The following is a 26,000-nucleotide window of genomic DNA, read 5'->3' as shown; positions in this document are numbered from 1 at the left end:
ATGACCAACGTCCTCTCCCGGACGACCGCACTGGTGGCGGTCGGCGCGCTGGCGTTCGGCGTGGCCGCGTGCGGCACCAAGAACAGCGGCGCCCCGGCCGGGCAGCCCGAGCAGAAGTCCCTGGTCTACCGCTCCTCCTGGGGCGAGCAGGAACCACAGGCCAAGATCTTCAAGGCGATTCTGGACGACTTCGCCAAGCAGAACAACGTCAAGGTGGACGCGAAGTTCGTCGGCCGTAAGGGCACCGAGAACCTGCCCACCGAGATGGCCGCCGGACAGGGCCCCGACCTGTTCGACGCCGCGACCGACAACCTGCCCGGCTGGCGCGCCCAGAACCTGGCCGCCCCGCTGGAGGACGTGCTCACGGCGCAGGTGCCCGGCGAGGGCAAGACCGTCGGCGACGTGCTGCCCGACTCGGTCAGGCAGGCCGCCTCCGACGACAAGGGGATGGGCATCCTCCCCCACACCGTGATCTCCACCGCCGTCTGGTACGACGCCGCCAAGCACCCCGACCTCGGCACCACCCCGCCGCGCAGCTGGGCGGACCTGATCGCCTTCCTCGACAAGGAGAAGGCCGCCGGCCGGACCGCCATCGGCCAGGACGGCACCATCCCGTTCTACAACGTCTACTGGTTCTACTCGGCCCTGGTCCGCGCGAACGGCGCAGGCAGCCTGCTGGCCCTGTCCAAGGACGCCGCCGCCTGGGACAAGCCCGAGGTGCTGGCCGCCGCCAAGCAGGTCGAGCAGCTGACCAAGGGCGGCTACTTCCAGAAGGACCACATGGCCACCAAGTACCCGGCCGCGCAGGACGACTGGGCGCAGGGCAACTCCAGCCTGAACATCAACGGCACCTGGCTGGCCAGCGAGGTCAAGACGAAGACCCCGCCCGGCGCCAAGATCCGCTCCTTCCAGCTCCCGGCCGGCGGCAAGGACTCCGTCGAGGTCGGCGCGCTCGGCTGGGGCGTCAACGTCAAGGGCAAGAACGTCCAGACGGCCAAGGAGTTCCTGGCCTTCGCGCTGCAGAGCAAGTACCTGAGCCGCATCTCCACCGAGGCGCTGAACATCCCCTCGCGCCCCGACATCCCCGCCCCCGACTTCCTCGCCGACGTCCAGAAGGCGATCGCCGAGGCCCCCGCGGTGCACAAGACCTACGACACCCTCGCGGCCGACAAGGCGTACTGGGTCGACCTCCTGCTGCCCCTGGACGACCAGCTCCTGGCGGGCAAGATCGACGCCGCCCAGTTCGTCGCGCAGGGCAAGAAGAAGACCGCCGACTACCTCGCGACCAAGGGCTGACATGGCATACGGCTCCCTCGTTGCGGAGACGGCGCTCCCGTCGCGGGATCCGTACCGCGGCAAGGTTCTGCGGCCGGCGCGGGAACGGGCCTTCTGGCCCTTCCTGCTGCCCGCCCTCGCGCTCTACGCGCTGCTGTTCGTCGCGCCCTCCTTCTACGGCGTGTGGGTCAGCCTGTACCGCTGGGCCGGCCCCGGCGCCGAGATGGAGTGGCGCGGCCTGCGCAACTACGAGGCGCTGCTGCGCAACGGCGCGTTCACGCAGTCGTTCGTCAACACGTTCGTCCTGGCGATCGCCGGCGGCGCACTGGTCTTCGGGATCACGTTCCTGTCGATGATGGCGCTGCGCCACCTGAAGGGACGGGCCTTCATCCGGTCCGTCGTCTTCCTCCCGATGATCATCTCGGCGATCGCGGTCGGCGCCGCCGTCGGGTTCCTGCTCAACCCCGGCGGCGTCGTCAACCAGATCCTCGGCTGGGCCGGCATCGACGGGCTCCCCTGGCTCGGCCCCGACCTGGTGCTCAAGTGCATCATCGGCGGGCTGGTCTGGTCCTCCACCGGCTTCTACATCGCGCTGATGATGTCGGCCGTGGACGGCATCCCGCCCCACCTGTACGAGGACGCCGTCCTGGGCGGCGCGACCAAGTGGGAGCAGTTCCGCCACATCACGCTGCCGCTCACCTGGGACGTGTTCGCCGTCGCCGCCGTGTTGTGGGTGGTCAACAGCCTCAAGGTGTTCGAGATCGTGATCGCCTTCACCACCGGCGGCACGCCCGGCGCCCCGCCGCTGCAGGCCAGGACCGTGGCCGTGCAGCAGTACACAGTGATCACCGGGGGCGGCGTGCCCGAACTGGGCTCCGGCGCCGCCATGGGCGTGGTGGTGACCCTGATCACCATCGTGCTCATCGTCCTGGTACGCCGCATCACCCGCCGAGAGAGCGTGGAGCTGTCATGACGACCGTCCCGGTGAGGCGTCCCCTGGCCCGGCTGGTGGGCGACCTCCTGCTGCCCCGCCTGACGGCCGTCGCCCTGTGGGCCTGGGTGGTCTTCAACCTGGCCCTGGTCGGCTGGGTCGGCCTGCAGTCGCTGAAGACCTCCGGCGAGGTGTGGCTCTCCCCGTTCTCGCTGCCCGCCTCGGCCGCGTGGGAGAACTACGACTCGGCCTGGCAGGCCGGCCAGTTCTCGATCGCCGCGCTCAACAGCGTCGTGCTGACCGCGCTCGGCTCGTTGCTCATCGTCGTGATCGCGGCGCCCGCCGCCTACGCGCTGTCGCGCTCGTCTCGGCGGATCGCCGGCCCGATCACCGGGTTCTTCGCCGCCGGGCTCAGCATCCCGCTGCAGACCATGGCCATCCCGATCGTGGTGGCCAAGCTGTCGGTCTACACGTTCATGGTGGACTGGGTCACCGGCTGGTGGGACAACCGCATCACGCTGCTGGTGTTCGAGGTCGTGCTGTCGCTGCCGTTCGCGGTGTTCGTCCTGACCGGCTACTTCCGGTCGCTGCCCAAGGAGGTCGAGGAGGCCGCCGAACTCGACGGCGCCGGGCCGCTGACGGCGTTCGTCCGCGTCATCGCGCCGCTGGCCCGGCCCGGGCTGACCACCGTGCTCGTGCTCAACGTGATCGGCCTGTGGAACTCCACCCTGCTGGTCCTGCTCATCACCCCGCTGCCCGAGGAGCGCACGCTGCCCGCGGCCCTGCTCAACCTGTACTCGACCATGCAGTACAGCTCCGACTGGGGCGGCCTGTTCGCCGGGATCGTGATCCTCATCTACCCGATGGTCATCCTCTACATCTGGCTCGGCCGCCGGGTCGTCGAAGGCATGACGGCCGGGATCGGCAAATGACCTGGAAAGGACGCACCCCCTTGCGTGTCATCGTCACCGCGTCGGCCTTACTGGCCGGACTCCTGGCCGCCCCCTCGGCCCAGGCCGCCACCGGCACCACCTACTACGTGGACGCCACGGCCGGGAACGACGCCGCCGACGGATCGAGCCCGGCCACCGCCTGGCGCAGCCTGGACAAGGCCGGCGACCTGGCGCTGGGCCCCGGCGACCGCCTGCTGTTCAAGGCCGGGCAGCGCTGGAGCGGCCGGCTCACCCTGAAGGGCGCCGGCACACCCGGCAACCCGGCCACGGTCGGCTCCTACGGCCAGGGCGCCAAACCGCTCATCGAGGGCGGCGGGCTCACCGGCGCCGCGGTCACGATCAGCGACGTGCACGACTTCGTCGTCGACGGCCTCCAGGTGACCAACACCGACGGCCAGGCCGTCTACCGCACCGGCGTCAACCTGTCCGCCAAGGACTCCGGCAGGCTGGCGAACGTCACCCTGCGCAACCTGAGCATCCACGACGTGGACGGCGCCGGCGGCCACAGCGTCGCCACCGCCGGCCTGCTCGTCTCGATCAGGGGCAACCGCACGCCGACCTTCTTCGACCGGCTCGTCATCGAGAACAACGAGATCTCCGAGATCGGCTCGTACGGGATCATCATGTGGTCCACCTGGTCCCGCCGCAACGGCATGACCAGCCTCTACCCGGCCGAGACCGGCATCCCCGACAGCGAGGTGTCCACCTGGACGCCGAGCACCGGCGTCGCCATCCGCGGCAACCGCGTCCATGACGTGACCGGCGGCGGCATCACCCCGATGCACACCAAGGGCGCCCTGGTCGAGGGCAACAAGGTCGAGCGGGCGGTGACCGGCCGTACCAAGACGACCGGCGGCAACGTCGGCATCTGGTGGCAGGGCAACGACGATCTCGTCGTCCAGCGCAACGAGGTCAGCGGCACCGGGTTCAACGGCCCCGGCTCCGACGGGCACGGCTTCGACTCCGACGCCGACAACAACCGCAGCCTCGTGCAGTACAACTACAGCCACCACAACGACGGCGGCTTCTTCATCGCCGTCTCCTTCGCCGGCGCGCCCACCCGCGACACCGTGGTCCGCCACAACGTCAGCGAGAGCGACGGCTACGAGGTCTTCGGCCTGTCCACCGCCACCCAGGGCACCGACATCCACAACAACACCGTCTACGCCGACGGCCGGGTGGTCGAGGTCAAGCCGCCGCTGGCCGGCGCCGGCCGCTACCCCCTGGGCAAGGTCGTGCGGATCTACAACGACGCCGCCGGCGTCAAGGTGCGCGACAACGTGTTCCTCAACACGGCCGGCGCCGGGTTCGACGGCAAGAACGGCGCGATCTACGACCACAACCTCTACTGGGGCACACCTCAGCCGCCGACGGGCCCGGACCACAAGGCGATCGTGGCCGATCCCAGGCTGGCCTCGCCCGGCACCGGCGGCCTGCCCGGCTACCGGCCGCTGGACGGCTCGGCGGTGTTCGACCTGGGCGTGAGCGTGCCCGCCGGCACCGACCTGGCCGGTACGCCCGTCCCCGACGCGGCCCCCGACCTCGGCGCCTACCAGCGGGCCGTCCCGCCGCCCCGGGTGAGCAGCACGTTCACGCCCAAGGGGCACCTGGAGCGGCTGGCCGACCGCGACCCCGCCACGTCCTGGCGAAGCGTCCCCAAGCCGCGTTTCCCCGGCACCGTCGACCTGACGTACGCACTCGACCGCACCTTCAGCACCGTCGAGCTGACCGGCTCGCCGGACATCGTGTACGACGTCCAGACCTCCGAGGACGGCACCACCTGGCAGACCAGGGCGACCGGCGTCAAGGGCGCGGCCACGCTCCCCGCCGAGGTCACCACGCGCCGGGTACGCCTGGTCGTCACCGGCCAGGGCCGCATCCAGATCGACGAGGTACGCCTGGGCGTGCCCGCCGCCACCGGCCCCTACCTGCCGCCCGGCGGCGCTCCCGTGGTCACCACGTCGTTCCCGTCGGCCTCGGCGCTGGACAACCTGATCGACGGCGACCCCGGCACGCCGTGGGCCTCGGCCGCGACCGGGGTCACCTTCCCCGGCGACATCACCGTCGACTACCGCGCGCCGCGTGACATCTCCGAGGTCACCCTGCACACCGCCTGGGCCAAGGGCCAGGGCGTCACGGACGTGTCGCTGCAGACCTGGGACGGCGCCGCCTGGGTGACGCGGGTCGACCACCACCTCATCGACTGGCCCTCCAGCAGCGCCACCGTCGAGACCAGCACGATGCGGCTGCCCGCGCCGGTGTCCACCGACAGGATCCGGCTGATCGTCCACAAGGCGAACCTCGAATGGGGCAACCTCGCCCTCTACGAGATCGCCACCCGCTGACCAGATCAGGAGAATGAGGCATGACACAGGTGCTGTCGGGAGCGATGCACTACTTCCGGGTCCTTCCCGAGCAGTGGCGGCAGCGCCTGGCCATGCTGCGGGCCATGGGCCTGGACACCGTCGAGACCTACGTCGCGTGGAACCTGCACGAACCGCGGCCCGGCCACTTCGACTTCACCGGCCGGGCCGACCTGGGCCGCTTCCTGGACCTGGCGGCCGAGGAGGGACTGTCGGCGATCGTCCGGCCGGGGCCGTACATCTGCGCCGAATGGGACAACGGCGGGCTGCCCTGGTGGCTGCTCGCCGACCGCGGGGCCCGGCTGCGCTGCCACGACGAGACCTTCCTCGGCCACGTCGGGCGCTTCTTCGACGAGGTGCTCCCGATCGTCGCCGACCGGCAGGTCACCCGAGGCGGCAACGTGAGCATGGTCCAGGTCGAGAACGAGTACGGCTCCTACGGCTCCGACCGCCGCTACCTGACCTGGCTGGCCGACGGGCTGCGCGAACGGGGCCTGGACGTGCCCCTGTTCACCTCCGACGGCGCGATCGACCACATGCTGACCGGCGGCACCCTGCCCGGCGTACGCGCGACGGTGAACTTCGGCTCCGACCCCGAAGGCTCCTTCGCCGAGCTGGCCCGCCACCGGCCCGGCGACCCGCCGGCGTGCATGGAGTTCTGGAACGGCTGGTTCGACCACTGGGGCGACACCCACACCACCAGGGACGCCGCCGAGGTCGCCGGCCTCCTGGAACGCATGCTCGCCGCGGGCGCCTCGGTCAACCTCTACATGGCGCACGGCGGCACCAACTTCGGCACCTGGGCCGGCGCCAACCTGGGCGGCGACCTCCAGGACGGCGACTACCAGCCGACCGTCACCTCCTACGACTACGACGCCGCGATCGACGAGCGCGGCGCCCCGACCGAGAAGTTCTGGGCGTTCAGGAAGGTGCTGGCCGCCCATCAGGAACGCCCGGTGCCCGAGCCGGAGCCGCTGCCGCCGACGCTCCCGCCCGGCACGGTCGAGCTGACGCAGTCGCTGCGGCTGTTCGACGCGCTCCCGGAGACCGCGGTCCGCTCGGCCCAGCCGCCGACCTTCGAGGAGCTCGGGCTGCCCCACGGCCTGGTGCTCTACCGGGCCACCCTCCAGGGGCCGCGGCGGCCGTACGAGCTGTGCGTGGACGGGCTGGCCGACCGGGCCCACCTGTTCGTCGACGGCGAGCCCGTCGCGGTCCTCGAACGGGACCGGCTGACCGGCGTGCCCGTCGCGGTGCCCGGCCCGTCGGCGGTCGTCGAGCTGCTGGTCGAGTCGATGGGCCGGGTCAACTACGGCCCCCGGCTGGGCGACCGCAAGGGCATCGCCGGCGGCGTGCGGCACGAACGGCAGTACGTCCACGACTGGGAGGCCGTGCCCATCCCGCTGGAGGACGTGTCCGGGCTTCCGTGGGGTCGTACGGGCGCCACGACCGGGCCCGTCTTCCACCGCGGCACGCTCACCGTGGCCGAGCCGCGCGACGCCTACCTCGCCCTGCCCGGCTGGACGAAGGGCTACGTCTGGGTCAACGGGTTCTGCCTGGGCCGCTACTGGGACCGCGGGCCGCAGCGCACCCTCTACCTGCCCTGGCCGCTGCTGCGCGCGGGCGGCAACGAGATCGTCGTGCTCGAACTCGACGGCTGCCGGCAGCCGGTCGTGGAGATCCGGGAGCAGGCCGACCTTGGGTAACCCGGCACCGGTCGTCATCCCCCGCCTGCAACAGTGGGACGGCGGCACCGGTTTCCTCCCGGCGAGCAGCCTGGCCAGGGTCGTCGCCGACGACACCGTCCTGCGTGACCGCCTCGTCAGGGAGATCGGGCACGTCGCCGGCCTGACGCTCACCGCGGCCGGCGGGCCGGCGCGCGACGGCGACATCGTCCTGACCCTCGACCCCGCGCCCCACGGCCAGGCGGGCGGCGTCCGCTTCGCCGAGGAGGGCTACCTGCTCGCCGTCACCGGCGGGCAGGTGCGGATCTCCGCGCCCACGCCCATCGGCCTGTTCTACGGCACGCGCAGCCTGCTGCAGATCCTGCGCACCACCACCGACCTGCCGCTGGGCACCGCCGCCGACTGGCCGGACTACCCGGTGCGGGCCTTCATGCTGGACGTGGGCCGCCGCTTCTTCACCCCCGCCTTCATCCGCGAGCACCTGGCCCTCATGGGCTGGTTCAAGCTCAACGAGCTGCAGCTCCACCTCAACGACAACGGTTTCCTGGCCCCCGAGGGCACCTGGCAGGACGTACCGGCGGGCTTCCGGCTGGTGCCCGAAGACCCCGCGCTGGCCGGGCTCGCCTCCACCGACGGCGCCTACGACCGCGCCGACTGGGACTCCTTCGAGGAGACGGCCGCGGCCAACGGCGTCACGCTCGTCCCCGAGATCGACGCGCCCGCCCACGCGCTGGCGTTCGTCCGGTTCCGGCCCTCGCTCGGGCTGGGCGACGACCACCTGGACCTGTCGAAGCCCGCGGCCACGCAGTTCGTCAAGGATCTGTTCACCGAGTTCACCCCCTGGTTCCGGGGCCCGCACGCGCACTTCGGCGCCGACGAGTACCTCGCCGACGAACCCCGCTACAAGGACTTCTTCAACACGATGGCGGCCCACCTGCGCGCCCTGGGCAAACGCCCCCGCGCCTGGGGCAGCCTGACCAGGATGGCGGGCGGCGTCCCCGAGGGCTACGACCGCGACGTGGTCATCAACTGCTGGGCCACCGTCTGGTACGGCCCCCACGAGGCCAGGCGGGACGGCTACTCCTTCGTCAACACCAGCGACAGCCTGCTCTACGTCGTCCCGGCCGCCACCTACTACCACCCGGGCGGCCTGGACGGCGAACACCTCTACGACCACTGGGCGCCGCACGTCTTCCCCGACGGCCAGAGGGTCGAACCCGGCGACCCGGACCTGCTCGGCGCCATGTCGGCGGTGTGGAACGACATCACCGCGGCGCCCTACACCGAGGAGGACGTACGCGCCCTGGTCGAGCCCACCTTCGCCGTCCTGGCCCAGAAGATGTGGAGTGGGGCGGGTGGCATGCCGTACGCGGCGTTCATGCGGGCCGTCCGGGAGGCGGGGCCGCCGCCGCAGTGAGCGCGGGATCGGTGGCCGGGGCGGAAATCGCGTCGACAACGCCGCCGCCCGCCCTCTAGGTTTGCGGGTCATGGCAGACAACCCCGGCGCCGTCCGGTGCGAATGCGGCGCGGCGGCCGGCCCGCTGGGCGTGTGCGTGGACTACTACCACGCGATCCTGTCCGAGGAGCAGGCCGACCCCGTGATGTACCGGTGGCACGCCCCCGTGGTCTGCGCGTACCTGCTGCAACATCCGTACCGAGGTCATGAGAAGTACCTCGACGGGCAGTTCCGGCAACTCCAGCTCCTCCTCGACAAGGGGCTGGACGCGCTGCTGCGCGCGGCCGCCCACCAGATCGCGCGCAACAGGCACGGGAGCCGCGCGGGCTACGACATGGAACCGCTGGCGGCCTACGAACCGCTCCCGCCGGGCGGGCCTCCCCGTGACTTCCGCGCCACGTTCAGCGGACTGCCCGTCAGGGACGGCAGCTTCGTCGCCGACGGCCATGCCGCCTATGGGCAGCACATCGAGGCCGTCGTCCGGGCCACGGTGGAGTCCTGGCTCTCAATGGAGAGCTGAGACCCCGGGGCCCCACATGGTCCTGAGCTCCCCGAGCAGGTCGCGGACGAGGGCCGAGCCGGTCAGCTCCCGGGTGGTCACATAGCCCACCCGGCGCTGCGGCGCGCCGTCGCCGAGCTCGGCCACGGCGACCCGGGCGGGCGCGTCCACCGTTGACAGCCGGGGCACGATCGCCGCGCCCAGCCCGTGCCCGACCATCGACATGACCACGCCGTCGTCCTCCACCGTGATGTCGCCCGGCGGGATCCACTCCTGCGCGGCCAGCCAGCGCCGGGTCTCGGCCGAGCAGTTCTCGTGCCAGTCGATCATGGGCAGCGAACGCGGATCCGGATGCCCGGCCGGGTGGGCCAGTACGTACGGCTCCGCGTACAGCTCCCGGCACACCAGGCCGTCCACGTACACCGGCAGGGACACCACGCCCACGTCGGCCCGCCCGTCGGCGACCTCACCGGCGATGCCCCGGCCCAGGTCCGGCACGATGCGCACGTCCACGGTCACCTTCGGGTGCCGCTGCCCGAACCGCACCAGCACGCGCGGCAGCAGATGGAAGGCCGCGCTGCGGAAGGCGGCCAGCCGGATCGTCCCGGTGGACTGGCCGCGCGCCGCGTTGTGCGCGTCGGCCCGCATGACCTCCAGCAGCCGCAGGATGTGCCGGGCGTGGCCCACGGCGGCCTCCCCCGCCGCGGTCGGCCGCGCGCCGGCGCGTCCCCGGTGGAACAGGACGGTCCCCATCTTCTGCTCGGCGGCGCGCAGGGCGTGGGAGATGGCCGACTGCGTCAGCCCCAGCCGTACGCCGGCCGCCGACACGCTGCCCTCGCCGTCCACGGCGACCAGGACCCGGAGCTCGGCGGGGGTGAGATCGTTCATGCGACGGCAACGTATGAAGAGCCTTCATGCATTCCGCGTCACGTACAAACCACACCCGCTGGCTGGGCCGATGCGGCGCCTCTAGCGTCTGCCGCATGAGAATCATGCATGCGGAACGACGTGGCGGACCCGAGGTGCTGACCCTGGCAGAGGTGCCCGATCCGGTGCCGGGCCCCGGCCATACCCTCGTGGATGTCGAGGCCGCCGGGCTCAACTTCGCCGACGTCGAACGGCTCACCGGTTCCTACCTGCCGCCCGCGTTGCCGTTCGTGCCGGGCAGCGAGGTGGTGGGACGTACCGCCGACGGCCGCCGCGTGCTCGCCTTCGCCGAGCGCGCCTACGCCACCAAGGCCCTGGTCGAGGACCCGCTGGAGATCCCCGAGGAGTTGCCCGCCGGGGCCGCGCTGGCGCTGCTGGTGCAGGGGCTGACCGCGTGGCATCTGGTCCGTACGGCCGCGCGGGTCGCCCCCGGCGAGAGCGTGGTGGTCAACGCCGCCGCCGGCGGGGTGGGCCACCTGGCGGTGCAACTGGCCAGGGAGTCCGGCGCCGCGCGGGTGATCGGCACCGCCTCCACGGCCGGCAAACGCGACCTCGTGCTGGAGCTCGGCGCCGACGCCGCGATCGACGGCGCCGCCGACGGTTACGCCGGGCGGGTGCTCGAGGCCAACGGCGGCGCTCCCGTGGACGTGGTGCTCGACGCGGTCGGCGGACCGGTGTTCGACGCGGCGCTCCACGCTCTGGCCCCCTTCGGCCGCCTCATCACGTACGGCGCCTCGGGCGGCGCCGACCCCCGGCCGATCGACCCCGGCCTGCTCAGCGAGCGCAGCATCGCGGTGGGCGGCTACTGGCTCGGCGCCCACCTGCGCCGTCCCGGCAGCAACGCCGCCGCCCCGCTGAAGGAACTGATCGAGCTGACCCTCTCCGGCCGCCTGCGCCCCACGACCGGCGCCGAGTACGAGCTCACGCAGGCCGGCCAGGCCCTGGCGGACCTCGCCGCCCGCCGTACCGTCGGCAAGGTCATCCTGCGCAACCGCTGACGGACACCCCGCCCACGCTCCCGCCGGTGGACGCCGGGTGTACGCTATGACCGAATGACCAAAGGAGTCATAGCTATGGCAGTCGCGTTCACCGCCGAGGAGAAGGCGCGCATCACCGGCCTGCTGCTGGACACCGCCGAGGAACTGTTCACCACACAAGGTCTGAAGAAGACCTCACTGGACGAACTCGTCGCCCCGGCGGGCATCGCCAAAGGCAGCTTCTACGCCTTCTTCGAATCCAAGGAAGCCCTCTACCTGGAGATCATGCTCCGCCGCGCCCCACAGGTCGCCGCCTCCGTCACGGCGGCCCTGACCGGACCCCCCGGGGAGGACGGCCTGGTCGCCGTCATGCACGCCATCACCGACGTCCTCACCGGCGACCCCCTCTACCGGCGGCTGCTCACCCGTCCCGACGAGCTGGAGGCCGTCACCCGGCGCGTCGGCCCCGAGCAGATCGCCCGCGTCGCCCCGCAGATCGTCACCCCGCTGCTCGACCACCTGGCCGAAGGCCAGCGCACCGGCGTCATCGTCGCCGACATCCCGGCCGAGATCCTCGTCGGCGTGATCCGCACGGCCGGCCTCGTCGTCGTCAACCAAGACCGCTTCGGCCCCGCCTACGAGCAGGTGCTCGAAGCCACCGTCCGAACTCTGGCCAGGGGGATGCTCGCATGAGCGCGCTGGACAAATACGCCAAGATGGCCGGGATGAGCGAAGAGGCGTGGAAGCGCCACGCCAACCCGTGGAGCGTCTGGACCCGCTTCGCCGCCATCCCCCTCGCCATCGCCGCCATCTGGAGCCGGACCTGGATCGGCTGGTGGGCGCTGCTGCCGCTGGCCCTGGTCGCGCTCTGGTTGTGGGCCAACCCGCACGCCTTCCGCCCGATCGACAAGCCCACCGCCTGGTCCTCCCGGGGCATCTACGGCGAACGCCTGTGGATGGAGGACCGCTCCCGCATGCCCGCCGGGTTCGCCGTCGTCCAGCGGATCTGGGCGCTCGGCTCGCTGGTCGGCCTCGCCCTGCTGGTGTGGGGGCTGATCGCCCTGGAGATCTGGCCCACCGTCGTCGGCCCGGCCCTCATCGTGTACGGCCAGCTCTGGCGCATCGACCGCCTCGGCGTCTTCTACGACCAGGTCACGGCCGAACACTGAACCGTCGCGGGTGGCCGGCAGGTCACCCGCGATGGCGCCTTTACGATGTAGATCAGCCCCTGAAGCTGTACGCCCGCTCGACCCGGGCGATCTGCACGTCGTAGTACTCGTACCACCGCTCGCGCCCGAGCCGCTGGGCCTCCAGGTGCTCGACGTCGGCCTTCCAGCTGGCGATGGACTCGGCGTCGGCGTAGTAGATCACTGTCAACTCGTGGCCGTCGGCCCTGGCGACGGACTCGCGGCCCAGGTAGCCCGGCCACTTGGTGCCGAGTTCGACCATCCGGGCCGCCATCTCGTCGTAGCCCTCCAGACCCGTGTCCTTCAGCTTCTGTGTGATGATCACCGCATAGTAGGGAGGTGTAAGTGGCGTCATGCCCCCATGCTACTGACTTCTACCCCGCCGCGATCGTCGCTCCCGGCGTCACCGCGGCCGGTCCCCGGCTCGTCGCGGCGAAGAGGGTTCCGTCCATAGCCGTCATCCCGAGGACCGTCGCGTCCAGGGACGGAGGTGCGCCCAGCGGCTCGCCGGTGGCGGGCCGCCACAGCCGGACGGCGCCCGCGCGGGCATCGGCCGGCACCTCCGCGCCGCCGGGCAGGGTGATCATCGTCAGCACGCCAGGCGTCCCCCGGCCCAGGCCGAACGAGCCCAGGCGACGCCCCGACCCGAGCTCCCAGACCCCCGCCTCGCCTGCCGCCTCCGCGACCGTGCGCGAGGTCGCGGGCCGCCTGATCGGCATCCGTCGCTCCGGCGCGCTCCCGCGTTTCCACCGGGCCCGGCTTCCCCGGTGACGAACGATCTTGACCTCGGGCCGGGGAGCGGCGATCATCACAGCGGCGGGGGAGAAGGAGGCAGCGACATGCCCGGCACACCCTTGTACGACTCGATCGGCGGCACGTACACCCTCACGCGGCGCACCGAGCCGCGGATCGCCGCGAGGATCTGGGCCGCGCTCGGCGACGCGCGGACAGTGGTGAACGTCGGGGCCGGCACCGGCTCCTACGAACCCCCCGACCGTGACGTCATCGCGGTCGAGCCGTCGGCGCTCATGCGGGCCCAGCGTCCGGCGGGCGCGGCGCCGTGCGTGGCGGCCTCCGCGGAGGACCTTCCGTTCGAGGACGGCTCCTTCGACGCCGCGATGGCCGTCAGCACCGTTCATCACTGGCGGGACCCGATCGCCGGGCTGCGCGAGATGCGGCGCGTGGCCCGCCGGGTGGTGGTGTTCACGTTCGACGGCGGCGACGCGCAGTGGCGTCAGCGGTTCTGGCTCATCCGCGACTACCTGCCCGAGGTCGCCGGCCTCCTCGCCGGCAAGCCGCCGCTGGCCGAGCTGGCCCGCGCGATCGGAGCCCGTACGGAGCCGGTGCCCATCCCGTGGGACTGCGCCGACGGGTTCTTCGAGGCCTACTGGCGCCGGCCCGAGGCGTACCTGGACGAGCGCGTACGCCGCGGGTTGTCGGCGTGGACCGCGGTGGGGCCGGAGGCCGAGCGGCGGGCGGTGCGCGACCTGCGGGCCGACCTCGACTCGGGCCGGTGGGCGGAACGCAACCGCGACCTCCTGTCCCTCGACGCGGCGGAGCTCGGCCTCCGCCTGCTCATCGCCTGACCCGGCCGGCCGGGCGGGGAAAGGGTCCGGCTACGGTTCGCGCCAGCCCTGGCCCAGGGCCGAGGCCTGCCATCCGCCCAGCCGGTCCCACTCGGACCAGCCGCCGTCCGGCACCCTCTGCCAGATGTGCGTCACCGCCGTGTCGTCGCGCCGTACGAACACCTCCAGCCGCGCGTCGGCGTTCGCGCCCACGGTCGGCGCGCAGCCCAGCCACACCTGACGGTCGCTCTCCAGTTGCCCGCCGAGCGACTCCCACCGCGACCAGCCATTCCCGGGCTCGGTCTGCCAGATGTGCCACAGGGCGGCGTCGCCACCCCTGACGAAGACCTCAAGGCGGCCGTCGGCGTTGCGCGCGGCCGACGGCGGGTCGATGAAACCGCGCTCCTCGCCCAGGGGGTTCCAGGACGACCAGGCCCTGCCGGGGGCGCCCTGCCAGATGTGCCACATCGCCCGGTCGGCGCCCAGCGCGAACACCTCCAAGCGGCCGTCGAGGTTGCGCTGCGCGGCGGGGGCGGTCAGCAGCCGCCCGCCGAGCGAGGCCCACTCCGACCAGCCGCTCCAGGGCGCGGGCTGCCAGATGTGCAGCAGGTCGTTGTCGGAGCCGACGGCGAAGACCTCCAGCCGTCCGTCGTGGTTGGCGATGACGTCCAGCGAGGCGGCGCGGCGGCCCGGTATCGGGTGGCGCAGCCTGCCGCCCAGCGACTCCCAGGACGACCAGCCGTTGCTGGGGGCGACCTGCCACAGGTGCACCAGATCGCCGTCCGCGCCGACGGCGAACACCTCCAGCCGCCCGTCGGGGTTCATGGCGAGGACCGGGCTGCTGGACAGCCGTCCGCCCAGCGTCTGCCAGTCGGACCAGCCGCTGTTGGGCGCGATCTGCCACATGTGCCACAGCGCGCCGTCCTCGGTGATGGAGAACGCCTCCAACCGGCCGTCGGCGTTGCGTGCCACGGCCGGTTGCCCGGCCAGTCCGCCGCCGAGTGAGGACCAGAACGACCAGTCGTTGTTCGGCCGTGTCTGGTACGTGTGGATCAGCGCGTCGTCGTTGCCCCGGGCGAACACTTCGAGGCGGCCATCGGCGTTCTGGGCGACGGTCATGTCCTGCACCCCCTGCTGAGGAGACCCCGTACGCCTCCCGGCCCCCAGTGAACGCCTCGACGGGACGGGCGGCAAGAGCCCGCCGCCCTCTTGCCAGAACCGCAAGAAATCGTGCCAGATCGCCATACGCGTGGTGACACTGAACTCCCATCCACGCAAGGAGCCTCGATGAACACCACCGAAGCGGTCACTTTCTGGGACGGCGTGTACGCGGCCCGGCCGCCGGTCACCGACCCGCGCCCCAACCTCCGGCTCGCCGAGACGGTCCCGGGCCTGCCGCCCGGCGACGCGCTGGACCTGGGGTGCGGCGACGGCGGTGACGCGCTGTGGCTGGCCCGTCAGGGCTGGAATGTCACCGCCGCCGACATCTCGGCCGTCGCCCTCCGGCGGGTCGCCGATCTGGCCCGTACGCATGGGCTGGACCACCGGCTGGCCACCGTACGGCACGACCTGGGCCGGTCCTTCCCATCGGGCCGGTTCGACCTGATCTGCGCCCACTACCTGCACACTCCGCACGACCTGGACCGCGCGAGCGTCCTGCGCTCGGCCGCGCACGCCCTGCATCCCGGCGGACGCCTGCTGGTCGTCGACCACGGCTCGACCGCGCCGTGGTCGTGGGACCAGGACCCCGGCCGCCGCCGCCCCGGCCCGCACGAGGTGGCCGCGGACCTCGACCTGGATCCGGCGGGCTGGACGGTCGAACGGGCCGACGCGCCCCGCCGGATCGCGACCGGACCGGACGGGCGCACCGCCGAGGTCACCGACCACGTGCTGCTCGTCCGCCGCGCCGCCTGACCAGCCGCCGCCACCACCTTCGATCACCAGGAAGGGACCTTCGTCATGCCCCGCGACACCCCGCCGCCCCGCACCGGACGCACCGAGACCGAGACCCTGCGCGGCTTCCTCGACTACCTGCGCACGTCCGTCGCCGCCAAGGTCGAGGGCGTCCCCGAACCGCAGGCGCGAACCCCGATGGTGCCCTCCGGCACGAACCTGCTCGGCCTGCTCAACCACCTCACCTCCGTCGAACGCGCGATCTTCCTCGGCGAGGAGGTCACCGCCTGGCCGGACACCTTCCGGGCGGCGCCGTCCGACAGCGCGGGCGACGTCCTCACCCGTTATCGCGACACGGTCGAACGCGCCAACGCCGTGCTCGACGGCTGCGCCGATCCGGCCGCGCCGCTCCCCCATGCCCTCTCCCGGACGCTCCCCCGACAAAGGGCCGGCCGTCCGGCGCCCAGTGTCCGGTGGGCGCTCACCCACATGATCGAGGAGACCGGCCGGCACGCGGGCCACGCCGACATCCTGCGCGAACTGATCGACGGCACGACCGGCCGCTGACCCCATCCCTTCCCAGGACAGGAACACATGACCACCGCAACCCGGCCGCCGTCGCGCCGCCGCCTCCTCAGGTCCGCGCGCACGGCGGCGACGATCGTGCTCGCCTTCCTGCTCACGCTCGGCGCCACGGCCTGTGCCACACCGGCCGCGAAGCCCACGCCGACGGCGAAATCCGCCTCCACCGTCTCCTACGCCGCCGCCACCCAGGACGACCCGGCGTTCAAGGGCACCTTCCGGCACGAGTTCGCCGACGTGGACGGCGTCCGCATGCATTACGTGACCGGCGGCGGCGGCACGCCGGTGGTGCTGATCCACGGCTGGCCGCAGACCTGGTACGGCTGGTGGCCGATCATGCCGGAACTCGCGAAGCACCACACCGTCTACGCGATCGACCTGCCGGGACTGGGCGACAGCACCGGCTCGCCGACCGGCTACGACAAGGCCACCCTCGCCCGGTACGTGCACAAACTGACCGCCGACCGGCTCGGGATCCGGGACGCCGCCGTCGTCGGCCACGACTTCGGCGCCGCGGTGGCCTTCCAGTACGCCGCCCAGTTCCCCGGCGACACCGGCCGCCTCGGCTACCTCGACCTGCCGCTCCCCGGGCCCGCCGTGGACGCGGCCACGTACCGCTCGCTGAGCTGGCACATCGCCTTCCACTCCCAGCGGCGGGTGCCCGAGGCGGTCGTGGGCGACGACGTGCGCGACTACCTGGCGCTGTTCTACCCCCAGGTGGCGTTCGGCGGGACGGCGTTCGGGGGCACCTCGGAGCGGTCGCCGTTCACCGACCGCGAGATCGACGAGTACGCCCGGACCTACAGCCGGCCGCAGGCCCTGTCGGGCGGGTTCGAGCTCTACCGCGCGCTCGACCGGGACGTCCGCGACGCCTCGGCGGCCGCGCCGGTACGCGTGCCGACCCTGCTCATGACCGCTCAGGGGCAGCTCGACGCGATCCGCGCCACGGTGGCCCCGCGGCTGACCAGGATCGTACGGGCGGTGGACGTGCCGCGCGCGGGGCACTGGCTCGTGGAGGAGAACCCGGCGTTCGTGACGGCGGAGCTGCTGCGCTTCCTCGCCGGGTGAGACCGGCGGCCCGCACAGTGGCGGGAACGTTCGCGGTCAGCAGGCGGGGGTCAGTGGCGGGAACGTTCGCAGTCAGCAGGCGGGGGTCAGTGGCGGGAACGTTCGCAGTCAGCAGGCGGGGGTCAGTGGCGGGAACGTTCGCGGTCAGCGGTCGGGGGGCACGCGGCCGAGTTTGCTCCAGCCGTCCCAGCCCCGCCGCCTCAGCAGCTCGATCAGCCGGCGGGCCGGCGGCAGGGCGTCGAACGCCAGGCTGTCCATCAACCGGACGAACGGCGGCTCGACGTCGAGGTCGTCGACGTAGTCCTCGCCCTTCTCCGCGGCCAGCCGCGTGATGTAAGCGGCCAGCCGGTCGGCCAGCTCCACCAGCCGCGGGCTGTCCCCGGGCTGGGCGAGGGCCTCGCCCAGGGTGAGGAAGAAGTCGATGAACTTCGGGTCGCCGAGCTGCTCCCGCTTGCGTGCCATCCACTCCGGCACCCGTCCGGGCGAGTGCGCGGCCAGCAGGATCCAGCCGTCGTGTTCGGCCTGGACGATACGTTCGTCCACCCCGAGCGCGCGCAGCCGGTCGAGGTAGGCGACGACCTCCGGCGGCAGCGCCAGGCTGTCCCCGGCGGCGAGCCGGGCCAGCCGTTCGCGGTGCCGCCGCCGCTGCCGGATCTCCTCCCGCAGCCGCCGGTCGATGTCGGCGAGCGCCGCGGCGAACTCCTCCTCACCGGCCCGCAGCAGCTCCCGTACCCGGGCCAGCGGGACCCCGCTCTCGGCGAGGGTCCGGATCCGGATCAGCTCGACCACCGCGCCGGCGTCGTACCTGCGGTAGCCGGAGGCGTCCCGCTCGGGCTCGGGCAGCAGGCCCCTGGCGTGGTAGTGACGCACCGCGCGTACGGTCACTCCGGCGTACGACGCCAGTTCGCCGATCGTCAGCATCGCACCAGCCTCCCAGGTGCCGCTACGAGGCCGCCCGACCGGCCCGGCCCGAAGCGCTCCGGACGAGCTGGGCGATCTCCGGGGCGTGCGTGAAGACCAGCCCGTGGTCGGCCTCCAGCCAGGACGTGGTGATGTGCGGCCGCTGCCGGACGAGCCGTTCGATCCCGGCGCGCCAGTTCCGGTTGAAGCGTTGTGCGATGCCGTCGCCCTCGCCGGCCATCGCGGTCGACATGATCATGCTGATCGGCACGTCGATCGCCCGGTAGCGGTCGAGGATGGCGGCCCGGACCACGTCGATCTCGGCGTTCAGCCCGACGATCTCATCCCCGCCGAGCAGGACCTGACGCGGGGTGCCCCGCCGGGCCTGCTGCCGCGCGGCCAGGTCCGTCCACATCGCGCGCAGCTCCGGCAGGACGTCCGGGGTGAGGAACGGCTCGGGCACCGGGTTCGCCCCGTCGATCAGGACGAGCCCGGCGATGCCGCCGGGATGCGCGGCGGCGTGGTGCACGGCCAGGTCGGCGCCCAGCGAGTACCCCACGAGCAGCGGCGCCGCACCGGAACCTCCCGCAGTGGCGAGGACCGTGGCCAGGACCGCGCCCAGGTCACCGAGGAACGACTGGAAGGAGTAGTCGCCCGCGGCTGAGGAGAGACCGTGGCCCCGCAGGTCGAAGGTCACCACGTCGTGGTCGCGCCGCAGCAGCCCGGCCAGCTCGTGCAGGTCGGCCTGGGTCGAGTTCAGCCCGGGGCACAACACCAGCGGCCGGCCCCTGCCGCCACGGGACACCGCGATCGTGACGCCGTCGTGGTCGATGGTGAAGTGGTCGATCGTGCAGTGGTCGATCGTGCAGTGGTGGATCGTCATGCCGCCATGCTGGGACATTGACCCTGCGTCAGGGTCAAGCCGGACGGGCCGCCGATCGTGTCGCCACCGCCCCGTCTGACTGTCGCGGGCGGGGCGGCGGTTGTGAGCGGTCGTGCAGCGGTGGGTCAGCCGGTGTAGGAGATCCAGCCGAACTCGTACTGGGTCCAGCCGTTCTCGTCGCCGCGGTGCCCGCGGCCGATCAGCAGCTCGTGGCGGCCACGGCGGGGCTCGCGGGGGCCAGGACGAGGGCGGCGAGGGCCGTCGCCGCCAGCGCGGCGGGCAGAGACTTCTTGATCATGTACGTGTCCTTCGACGAGATCCTTCGGGTGAACGGCATTCATACTCACCGTCCCGATTCCGTCCCGTCGTCCGCCTGCCGGATGAGCGCGCGTCCCCCTGAACGCTGATCCACCGCGCCTCCGGAGTTCCCATAGCGGAATTAAAGCGGCGCTGCCTAGATTCGCGGGAGAGCTGCGGAGCCGGTAAATCGACATGGTGCTTCCATACCAATTACTCATAGCATCCGCTGGCTGAGCGTCCGGCGCGGGGGATGGAACGGGATGGCACGCCTTTCGTACGGGGACTCATCCAGGCGGCAGCCAGCCGCGAACCTCTGTCGGAGGCATTCATGAAGAGACCTGATGGCACACGGGTACCGATTCGGGACGGTGGCCGCGATCGGCTTGCGGACGGGCCGAATATGTCCGCAGGTCGTGCGTCTTATGGGCCGTCCCGCTGGTCGGAAGGCGTTCGGATGATGCCCGTTCACTGCGTGTAATGATTCTGCAAGCAAACTGCAAGGGGGTGTCCCGACATTCTCTGGCGACTGCCCGTTTGAGAGGCGCCGAGCCGCTGGACGCCCCGCATCTGCCGTGGTCCGAAAGTTGAACACGTCCCAGCCATTCACTCTTCTCGGCGACGGCTGAACGCGACCGCAGCGGGGGCGGTGCGGCCGGTCCGCGTTGTGTTCCCGGCCGTCGTCGCCGTAGTTCGCCCCGATTCCACGTCGCGGCTGCCCATGTCCGGGCCGGGTCCCGATTTGTCATGCGCTGCGCCGCGATTCGGCAGTGTGGTACTTCACAAGGGAGCAGGTTCGTGCAATTTCGCATACTCGGGCCGCTGGAAGTCAGGTCGGCAGAGGGCACGGTCGAGATCAGAGGCGTCAAGCGCCGCGCGCTGCTCGCGGCACTGCTGCTTCATCCCGGTCAGGTCGTCTCGGTCAACCGGCTCGTCGAGACGCTGTGGGAGGAGGCGCCGCGTTCGGCGGCCTCCAACATCCGCACCTACGTCGCCGATCTCAGGGCGTCCCTGGGAGCTCTGCGGGTGGTCAGTCATTCCTCCGGCTACCTCATTCGGGTGGAACCGGGCGAGCTGGACCTGCTGCTCTTCGAGACGCTGGCGGACAAGGGGCGGCAGGCGGCCAAGGACGGGGACGCCCCGGCGGCGGCGATCACGCTGGAACGGGCTGCCGGGCTCTGGCGCGGGGAGCCGCTGGCCGGCATGGAGCTGGGCGCCTGGGCCCAGGCCCGGATCACCCTGCTGGACGACCTTCGCTGGGGCGTGTTGTCGTCCCTGGTGGAGGCGGAGATGGCGCTCGGCCGGTACGAGGAGCTGATCGTACGGCTGCGCCGGATGCTGGAGGAACGCCCGCTGTGCGAACGGACCTGGGCGCAGCTCATGGTCGCGCTCTACCACCTGGGACGGAAGGCGGAAGCGCTGGTGGCCTTCGCGCAGGCACGCGAGATCCTCACCCGTGAGCTGGGGCTGGAGCCGTGCCCGGAGCTGCGCGAGGTGCAGCGCGGCATCCTGGCGGGCCGCAAGGCCCTCCCCTGGAGCAGCCACCACTACACACCCCCGCCCTCCCCCGCCACCCCACCGGGACGCCCACTCCCCCACGGGGTCGCAAGCGGGGGCGCGAGCGGGGCCGGGGGCGGGGCTTCGGGGGACGGTGGTGGGGGCAGGCGGGCGTGTCATCTGTCGCCGGTCGTCGCGGGCCTGGTCGGGAGGGCGGCCGAGCTGGGCGAGATCACCGGCGCGCTCACCCGGCCCCCGGGCGCCCCCGGCGGGGCCGCCGTCGTCGCGCTGTCCGGCTCGCCGGGCGCGGGCAAGACGGTCCTGCTGTTACGCGCCGCCCACGAGCTGGCGCCCCGGTTCGCCGACGGCCGCCTCGACCAGGTGCTCTGCGGCTCGACCGCACACCCCAAGCCCGTCTCGGCCGTACTGGCGGAGTTCCTGTGCTCCCTGGGGGTGCCGCCGCGGCGCCAGCCCGCCGGGGTCGAGGATCGAGCCGCCCTGTACCGGTCGTTGCTGGCCGGCCGCCGTGTGCTGATCGTGCTGGACGACGTCGAAGACGGCGCGCAGCTCCGCCCGCTGCTGCCGGGGCCGGGCGCGTGCCGGGTCCTGGCGGCCGGACGCACCCGCCTGACCTCCCTGGACGGCGTACGCCCGGTGCGCGTCGGGCCGCTCGCCGAGGAGTCCGCGATCGAGCTGCTCGGCGACCTGATCGGCGACGACCGCGCGGACCGCGAGCCCGGCGAGGTCCGGCGCATCGCCGCGGCCTGCGCCGGGCTGCCGCTGGCACTGTGGATCGCGGGGACGCGGCTGGCGGTACGCCCCTCGTGGCCGCTCGCCCGGCTGGCCGAACGGCTGGCCGACGAGTCCGTACGACTGAAGGAGCTGGCGATCGGGGAGCTGAGCGTCCAGGCCGCCTTCGCGGCCAGTTACGCCAAGCTGTCGCCGCTCGCGCGGCGCGTGTCCTGGCTGGCGGGATCCCTGCCGCCGGAGCAGCCGGTCGTGCTGCCCGGCTCGCCGGACGGGGTGGTGGCCGAGCTGGTCCAGGCCAACCTGCTGGTCCCCGTGGAGGGCGGCCACCGGCTCGACGACCTGTTCCGGCTCTACGTACGCGGACGGGCGGAGACGGGCGAACCACCTGACCGGCCGCACCCGGGCGGACGCCCGCCGGCCGTCGGCGCGGTCGTGGGGAGCCGGGGGGAGGCGGACGGCGATGCCTGACCAGAACGCGACCGGCAACCTGTTGCCGGCACAACACCGCATGTGGACCCACGACGACCTGACCGCGCCGGAGTCGCACGTCGTGGCGGCGTACGAGATCGACGCGGACCTCGACGCCGCCGACGTGGAGCGGGCCCTGACCGCCGTCGTCCGCAGGCAGGAGGCTCTGCGGACGTACTTCCGGGTCCTCGACGGCGATCCCGTCCGGCTGGTGGCCCGCGGGGTCGTCGCCGCCGTGGCGGCGGCCGATCTGTCGGCGCTGGCCGAGCCCGAACGCTCGGCCGAGGTGGCGCGGCGGCTCGCCGCCGACGCCCGTACGCCGCTCACGCCGACGGCCGCGCCGCTGTTCAGGGTGTCCGTGCTGCGGCTGGACAAGGGGCACGTCGTGTTGTCCCTCGTCCTGCACCGGCTGATCGCGGACGACTTCTGCCCGGGGATCCTGCTGGCCGAGCTGTGGGACGCCCACACCCGCCCGCAGGCCGAGCGGCTGCCCCTGGCCCGCATGACCGACCTCGTCACCGCCGGGTGGGCGGCGCTCCGGGCCGAGCCCGACGACGAGGTCCGGGAGGAGGACGACCCGGGCGCGGTGCTGGTGGCCGGGGCTGCCGTGCTGCTGGGCCGGCTGACCGGGGACGCCGAGGTCGCGGCCGGTGTCCTGACGGCGCGGCGGGAGTTGCCGGGGACCTCGCGGCTGATCGCGCCGCTGGCCGTCCCGCGGGTGGTCCGCGTCGGTCTCGCCGACGATCCCACCGTGGGTACGGTGCTCCAGCGTGTACGGGCGGGGCTGGCGGTGGCCGGCGGCGGGCGGCCGGCGGTCATGGCCGTCCTCGACGACGGCGAGCCCCTGCCGCCGGAGGTGCGTCCGATCGCGATCGGCCACGCGGGCCCGCCGACCGTGCGCGGCACCCGCACCCAGGGGAAATGGCACCTCCGGCTCGACCACGACGGAACCGGGCTCGGGCCCGTCTCCGCCGACCGGCTCGGGGCGCGGTTGCTCACCGTTCTCGAAGGCATGGCGGCCACGCCTGACGAGGCGGTCTCCCGGCTGCCGATCCTCCCCGACGCGGAACGGCGGCTCCTGCTGGACGACTGGGCCACGGGACCGGCGGCCCCGGCGCCCGCCGGACACGTCCACGAGCTCGTCCGGGCCACGGCGGAACGACAGCCAATGGCGGTCGCGGTGCGCTCCGACGGCCACGAGCTGACGTACCAGGACCTCGACGGGCGGGCCGACCGGCTCGCGCACGCCCTGCGCTCGCGCGGCATCGGCCCGGAGAGCCGTGTCGCGATCTGCCTGCCGCGCGGCCCGGACCTCCTCGTCGCGCTGCTGGCGGTGCTCAAGGCGGGGGCCGCGTACGTCCCGCTGGACCCCGGGCACCCGCCGGGACGGCTCGCCTTCATGATCGCGGACAGCGGCGCCGACCTCGTGCTCACCTCGACCGGCCCGGCTGAGCGGCTGCCCGCGAGCCCGAGCAGGACCGTCGTCCTCGACCGCGTCCGGGAGTGGATCGACGGGTTCCCCGCGACGAACCCGGCGGTCGCCACACATCCGGACAACCTCGCCTACATCCTCTACACCTCCGGCTCGACGGGCGTGCCGAAGGGCGTGATGGTGCCGCACGGCGGGCTGGCGAACTACGTGCGGTGGGCCGTGGAGGCGTACGAGGCGGGCGCGGGCGGCGGTTCGACGTTGCACTCCTCGATCGCGTTCGACCTCACGGTCACCTCGATCTACCCCGCGCTGGCCGCGGGCGGCACGGTGACCGTGGTACGGGAGGACGCCGGACCGGCCGCGCTCGCCGAAGCCGTGCGCGAGGGCGGTCACAGCCTGGTGAAGCTGACCCCGGCCCACCTCGAACTGCTGTGTGACCACTTCGCGCAGACCGGAACGGACGGGGACGCGGCGGACCTGACACGCAGGCTCGTCGTCGGCGGCGAGGCCCTGCCGGGCCAGACCCTGCGGCGATGGGCCGGCCACTCCCCCGGCACCCTGGTCGTGAACGAGTACGGCCCCACGGAGACCGTCGTCGGCTGCTGCGCGTACGAGGTGGCGGCCGGGGACGCCCCCGCCGGCCCGGTGCCGATCGGCCGTCCCGTCGCCGGCACCCGCCTGTACGTCCTGGACGGAAGCCTGCGCCCCACCCCGGCCGGGCTGCCGGGCGAGCTCTACGTCGCCGGGGCCGGCGTGGCCCGCGGGTATCTGGGCAGGCCGGGGCTGACCGCCGAACGGTTCCTGCCCGACCCGTACGGCCCGACGCCGGGGGCCAGGATGTACCGGACCGGGGACCTCGTCCGGCATCTGCCCGACGGCACCCTCGACTACCTCGGCAGGACCGACCACCAGGTCAAGGTGCGCGGTCATCGCATCGAGCCGGGCGAGATCGAGGCCACGCTCCTGCGCCACCGGAACGTGCGCGCCGCGGTCGTGGTGGTCAGGGAGGACCGGCCGGGCGACCGGCGGCTGGTGGCCTACGTCGTGCCCCGGGCGGACCCGGCTCCGACTGACGAGCAGCTCGCCGCCCACCTGGGCCGGACGTTGCCCGCGGCCATGTTGCCCGCGCATTACGTGCCGCTGCCCGCGCTGCCGCTGACCGGCAACGGCAAGGTGGACCGCGCGGCCCTCCCCGCCCTGCCGGGCAGCGGGCCGCAGAGCGGGGCGCCGGGGCGAGCGCTGGCCGTGGCGGGGGCGGAGGACCTGGTCGCCGACGCGGCCGTCGAGGACGACCTCACCCCGGCGGGCCTGCCCGTCGCCGACCTGCTGACCCCCAGGCGGATCTTCATCACCGGGGTCACCGGCTTCCTCGGCGCGTTCCTGGCCGACGAGCTGCTGCGCACCGGCGAGGCCGTCCTGCACTGCCTGGTCCGGGCCGCCGACCCGGACCAGGCCTACCAGCGGGTCGAACGCACGATGCGCGAGTACGGCATCTGGGACGAGTCGTACCGCGACCGCATCGTGGCCGAGCCGGGGACGTTGGAGGAGCCGCGGTTCGGGCTGCCGGAGCGGCGGTTCGACGAGCTGGCCGAGCTGGTCGACGTCATCTACCACTGCGGGGCGAAGGTGAACTTCGTCCATCCCTACCTCTCCCTGCGCAGGGCGAACGTGCTCGGCACCAAGGAGGTGCTCAGGCTGGCGTGCCGTACGCGGGTCAAGGCCGTGCACCACATGTCCACGATCGACGTCTTCGGCCACCACACCGACCGGCTGATCGCGGAGGACGACACCGTGGAGCCCGGGGACGTGACCGGCGGCTACGCCCAGACCAAATGGGTCGCCGAGCGGCTGGTCACGACCCTGGGCGAGCGCGGGCTGCCCGTGGTCGTCTACCGGCCGTGGATCGTCCTCGGGCACAGCCGTACGGGCGCGGCCCACACCACGGACTACACGTGCGTGCTGGTCAAGGGCTGCATCCAGCTCGGCGCGGGACCGGAGCAGGACATGGCGCTGAACTTCATGCCCGTGGACTACGCCGCCCGCGCCGTCGTGCACCTGTCGCGGCGGCCCGAGTCCTTCGGCGGCGTCTTCCACCTCGCCAACCCGGCGACGACGGCGCTCGGCGACGTGTGGGAGTGGGTGAAGGCGTTCGGCTACCGGTTCGAGGTGGTCCCGTTCGAGGAGTGGCGGCTCAGGCTGCGCGACGTCGGCGAGGACAACGCGCTCTACCCGGTGCTGCCGCTCATCGGCGACGAGCCGGGCGAGGACGCGCCCCGTATCGGCACCGCGAACACCGACGCCGCGCTGGCCGGCACCGGCATCGCCTGCCCGCCGATCGACCAGGACATGGGACGGCTGGTCCTGGCCTGGCTGGCCCGCGCGGGGTTCATCGAAGAGCCCTAGAAAACGGCGATA

General features: G+C 72.7%; 22 protein-coding genes. 16 read left to right on the top strand and 6 right to left on the bottom strand.

Annotation, left to right across the window (positions count from 1 at the left end; translation table 11 throughout):
• The 7 genes from IEZ27_RS13930 (at nucleotide 1) to IEZ27_RS13900 (ending at nucleotide 9,180) form a co-directional block, all read left to right on the top strand.
• Nucleotides 1-1,296 carry an ABC transporter substrate-binding protein gene (locus IEZ27_RS13930; RefSeq protein ID WP_189647557.1) on the top strand — a complete coding sequence of 432 codons (1,296 nt, stop codon included), beginning with the start codon at nucleotides 1-3 and terminating at the stop codon, nucleotides 1,294-1,296.
• Nucleotide 1,297: 1 nt separating this feature from the next.
• Entirely contained in the window at nucleotides 1,298-2,248 is a 951-nt protein-coding gene (locus IEZ27_RS13925; RefSeq protein ID WP_125634193.1) for a carbohydrate ABC transporter permease, read from the top strand.
• Nucleotides 2,245-3,138, top strand: a complete 894-nt coding sequence (locus IEZ27_RS13920; protein WP_229823963.1) for a carbohydrate ABC transporter permease — start codon at nucleotides 2,245-2,247, stop codon at nucleotides 3,136-3,138. The genes IEZ27_RS13925 and IEZ27_RS13920 overlap by 4 nt, the downstream gene beginning before the upstream one ends.
• A gap of 20 nt (nucleotides 3,139-3,158) precedes the next feature.
• Nucleotides 3,159-5,504, top strand: a complete 2,346-nt coding sequence (locus IEZ27_RS13915; protein ID WP_189647556.1) for a discoidin domain-containing protein — start codon at nucleotides 3,159-3,161, stop codon at nucleotides 5,502-5,504.
• A 20-nt stretch (nucleotides 5,505-5,524) separates the two neighbouring features.
• A complete protein-coding gene (locus tag IEZ27_RS13910) occupies nucleotides 5,525-7,225 on the top strand; it encodes a glycoside hydrolase family 35 protein (RefSeq protein ID WP_189647555.1) in 1,701 nt (566 codons plus the stop codon).
• Complete coding sequence (locus tag IEZ27_RS13905) at nucleotides 7,218-8,621, top strand: family 20 glycosylhydrolase (protein WP_189647554.1); 1,404 nt, start codon at nucleotides 7,218-7,220, stop codon at nucleotides 8,619-8,621. Before IEZ27_RS13910 ends, IEZ27_RS13905 begins: the two co-directional genes overlap by 8 nt.
• A 70-nt stretch (nucleotides 8,622-8,691) precedes the next feature.
• On the top strand, nucleotides 8,692-9,180 hold the full coding sequence (locus tag IEZ27_RS13900) for a DUF5946 family protein (protein ID WP_189647553.1): 489 nt from the start codon (nucleotides 8,692-8,694) through the stop codon (nucleotides 9,178-9,180).
• Here IEZ27_RS13900 and IEZ27_RS13895 read toward each other — a convergent pair.
• Complete coding sequence (locus IEZ27_RS13895) at nucleotides 9,166-10,047, bottom strand: LysR family transcriptional regulator (protein WP_189647552.1); 882 nt, start codon at nucleotides 10,045-10,047, stop codon at nucleotides 9,166-9,168. The genes IEZ27_RS13900 and IEZ27_RS13895 overlap by 15 nt on opposite strands.
• Before the next feature lie 95 nt (nucleotides 10,048-10,142).
• On the opposite strand from IEZ27_RS13895, the gene IEZ27_RS13890 reads away from it, so the two are divergent.
• The 3 genes from IEZ27_RS13890 (at nucleotide 10,143) to IEZ27_RS13880 (ending at nucleotide 12,232) form a co-directional block, all read left to right on the top strand.
• The gene (locus IEZ27_RS13890) at nucleotides 10,143-11,084 is read left to right on the top strand and encodes a quinone oxidoreductase family protein (protein ID WP_189647551.1); all 942 of its coding nucleotides are present in this window, start codon (nucleotides 10,143-10,145) and stop codon (nucleotides 11,082-11,084) included.
• Nucleotides 11,085-11,159: 75 nt separating this feature from the next.
• Nucleotides 11,160-11,756 (top strand): TetR/AcrR family transcriptional regulator, encoded by a 597-nt coding sequence (locus IEZ27_RS13885; protein WP_185844624.1) that lies wholly within the window; start codon nucleotides 11,160-11,162, stop codon nucleotides 11,754-11,756.
• Nucleotides 11,753-12,232: a DUF6653 family protein gene (locus IEZ27_RS13880; RefSeq protein ID WP_189647550.1), complete on the top strand. Its 480-nt coding sequence runs from the start codon at nucleotides 11,753-11,755 to the stop codon at nucleotides 12,230-12,232. Before IEZ27_RS13885 ends, IEZ27_RS13880 begins: the two co-directional genes overlap by 4 nt.
• Nucleotides 12,233-12,284: 52 nt before the next feature.
• Here IEZ27_RS13880 and IEZ27_RS13875 read toward each other — a convergent pair whose 3' ends face one another.
• Nucleotides 12,285-12,575 carry an antibiotic biosynthesis monooxygenase family protein gene (locus IEZ27_RS13875; protein WP_229823962.1) on the bottom strand — a complete coding sequence of 97 codons (291 nt, stop codon included), beginning with the start codon at nucleotides 12,573-12,575 and terminating at the stop codon, nucleotides 12,285-12,287.
• 49 nt (nucleotides 12,576-12,624) lie between these two features.
• Entirely contained in the window at nucleotides 12,625-12,969 is a 345-nt protein-coding gene (locus tag IEZ27_RS13870) for a hypothetical protein (RefSeq protein WP_189647548.1), read from the bottom strand.
• 120 nt (nucleotides 12,970-13,089) lie between these two features.
• On the opposite strand from IEZ27_RS13870, the gene IEZ27_RS13865 reads away from it, so the two are divergent.
• On the top strand, nucleotides 13,090-13,836 hold the full coding sequence (locus IEZ27_RS13865; RefSeq protein ID WP_229823961.1) for a class I SAM-dependent methyltransferase: 747 nt from the start codon (nucleotides 13,090-13,092) through the stop codon (nucleotides 13,834-13,836).
• Nucleotides 13,837-13,866: 30 nt separating this feature from the next.
• Here the strand turns inward: IEZ27_RS13865 and IEZ27_RS13860 are convergent, their stop codons facing one another.
• A complete protein-coding gene (locus IEZ27_RS13860; protein WP_189647547.1) occupies nucleotides 13,867-14,934 on the bottom strand; it encodes a hypothetical protein in 1,068 nt (355 codons plus the stop codon).
• A gap of 168 nt (nucleotides 14,935-15,102) precedes the next feature.
• Between IEZ27_RS13860 and IEZ27_RS13855 the strand changes: the two genes are divergently transcribed.
• Genes IEZ27_RS13855 through IEZ27_RS13845 form a run of 3 tightly spaced genes read left to right on the top strand, consistent with a single transcriptional unit; the run spans nucleotide 15,103 to nucleotide 17,358 of the window.
• Nucleotides 15,103-15,729, top strand: a complete 627-nt coding sequence (locus tag IEZ27_RS13855; RefSeq protein ID WP_189647546.1) for a class I SAM-dependent methyltransferase — start codon at nucleotides 15,103-15,105, stop codon at nucleotides 15,727-15,729.
• Between the two features lie 45 nt (nucleotides 15,730-15,774).
• Nucleotides 15,775-16,275, top strand: coding sequence for a DinB family protein (locus IEZ27_RS13850; protein WP_189647545.1), 501 nt, complete (start codon nucleotides 15,775-15,777; stop codon nucleotides 16,273-16,275).
• Nucleotides 16,276-16,302: 27 nt separating this feature from the next.
• Nucleotides 16,303-17,358: an alpha/beta fold hydrolase gene (locus IEZ27_RS13845; RefSeq protein ID WP_189647544.1), complete on the top strand. Its 1,056-nt coding sequence runs from the start codon at nucleotides 16,303-16,305 to the stop codon at nucleotides 17,356-17,358.
• Between the two features lie 144 nt (nucleotides 17,359-17,502).
• Here IEZ27_RS13845 and IEZ27_RS13840 read toward each other — a convergent pair whose 3' ends face one another.
• A complete protein-coding gene (locus tag IEZ27_RS13840) occupies nucleotides 17,503-18,279 on the bottom strand; it encodes a MerR family transcriptional regulator (protein WP_189647543.1) in 777 nt (258 codons plus the stop codon).
• Nucleotides 18,280-18,301: 22 nt separating this feature from the next.
• A complete protein-coding gene (locus tag IEZ27_RS13835) occupies nucleotides 18,302-19,141 on the bottom strand; it encodes an alpha/beta fold hydrolase (RefSeq protein ID WP_229823960.1) in 840 nt (279 codons plus the stop codon).
• A gap of 1,095 nt (nucleotides 19,142-20,236) precedes the next feature.
• On the opposite strand from IEZ27_RS13835, the gene IEZ27_RS13830 reads away from it, so the two are divergent.
• A complete protein-coding gene (locus IEZ27_RS13830) occupies nucleotides 20,237-22,153 on the top strand; it encodes an AfsR/SARP family transcriptional regulator (protein ID WP_189647541.1) in 1,917 nt (638 codons plus the stop codon).
• Nucleotides 22,146-25,988 carry a non-ribosomal peptide synthetase gene (locus IEZ27_RS13825; protein WP_189647540.1) on the top strand — a complete coding sequence of 1,281 codons (3,843 nt, stop codon included), beginning with the start codon at nucleotides 22,146-22,148 and terminating at the stop codon, nucleotides 25,986-25,988. Before IEZ27_RS13830 ends, IEZ27_RS13825 begins: the two co-directional genes overlap by 8 nt.
• Nucleotides 25,989-26,000 lie beyond the last annotated feature (12 nt).

Source organism: Nonomuraea spiralis (assembly GCF_014648435.1).
GTDB lineage: Bacteria > Actinomycetota > Actinomycetes > Streptosporangiales > Streptosporangiaceae > Nonomuraea > Nonomuraea spiralis.
Note: the sequence above shows the minus strand (reverse complement) of the source record. Positions and strands in the feature narration are given on the sequence as shown.

Excerpts from the sequence above, each read along its gene's own strand:
- IEZ27_RS13880 (WP_189647550.1), top strand. The coding sequence starts at position 11,753 with ATGAGCGCGCTGGACAAATACGCCAAGATGGCCGGGATGAGCGAAGAG.
- IEZ27_RS13855 (WP_189647546.1), top strand. The coding sequence starts at position 15,103 with ATGAACACCACCGAAGCGGTCACTTTCTGGGACGGCGTGTACGCGGCC.
- IEZ27_RS13900 (WP_189647553.1), top strand. The coding sequence starts at position 8,692 with ATGGCAGACAACCCCGGCGCCGTCCGGTGCGAATGCGGCGCGGCGGCC.
- IEZ27_RS13930 (WP_189647557.1), top strand. The coding sequence starts at position 1 with ATGACCAACGTCCTCTCCCGGACGACCGCACTGGTGGCGGTCGGCGCG.
- IEZ27_RS13890 (WP_189647551.1), top strand. The coding sequence starts at position 10,143 with ATGAGAATCATGCATGCGGAACGACGTGGCGGACCCGAGGTGCTGACC.
- IEZ27_RS13870 (WP_189647548.1), bottom strand. The coding sequence starts at position 12,969 with ATGCCGATCAGGCGGCCCGCGACCTCGCGCACGGTCGCGGAGGCGGCA.
- IEZ27_RS13910 (WP_189647555.1), top strand. The coding sequence starts at position 5,525 with ATGACACAGGTGCTGTCGGGAGCGATGCACTACTTCCGGGTCCTTCCC.
- IEZ27_RS13895 (WP_189647552.1), bottom strand. The coding sequence starts at position 10,047 with ATGAACGATCTCACCCCCGCCGAGCTCCGGGTCCTGGTCGCCGTGGAC.
- IEZ27_RS13850 (WP_189647545.1), top strand. The coding sequence starts at position 15,775 with ATGCCCCGCGACACCCCGCCGCCCCGCACCGGACGCACCGAGACCGAG.
- IEZ27_RS13825 (WP_189647540.1), top strand. The coding sequence starts at position 22,146 with ATGCCTGACCAGAACGCGACCGGCAACCTGTTGCCGGCACAACACCGC.
- IEZ27_RS13925 (WP_125634193.1), top strand. The coding sequence starts at position 1,298 with ATGGCATACGGCTCCCTCGTTGCGGAGACGGCGCTCCCGTCGCGGGAT.
- IEZ27_RS13885 (WP_185844624.1), top strand. The coding sequence starts at position 11,160 with ATGGCAGTCGCGTTCACCGCCGAGGAGAAGGCGCGCATCACCGGCCTG.
- IEZ27_RS13840 (WP_189647543.1), bottom strand. The coding sequence starts at position 18,279 with ATGCTGACGATCGGCGAACTGGCGTCGTACGCCGGAGTGACCGTACGC.
- IEZ27_RS13920 (WP_229823963.1), top strand. The coding sequence starts at position 2,245 with ATGACGACCGTCCCGGTGAGGCGTCCCCTGGCCCGGCTGGTGGGCGAC.
- IEZ27_RS13860 (WP_189647547.1), bottom strand. The coding sequence starts at position 14,934 with ATGACCGTCGCCCAGAACGCCGATGGCCGCCTCGAAGTGTTCGCCCGG.
- IEZ27_RS13835 (WP_229823960.1), bottom strand. The coding sequence starts at position 19,141 with ATGACGATCCACCACTGCACGATCGACCACTGCACGATCGACCACTTC.
- IEZ27_RS13865 (WP_229823961.1), top strand. The coding sequence starts at position 13,090 with ATGCCCGGCACACCCTTGTACGACTCGATCGGCGGCACGTACACCCTC.
- IEZ27_RS13845 (WP_189647544.1), top strand. The coding sequence starts at position 16,303 with ATGACCACCGCAACCCGGCCGCCGTCGCGCCGCCGCCTCCTCAGGTCC.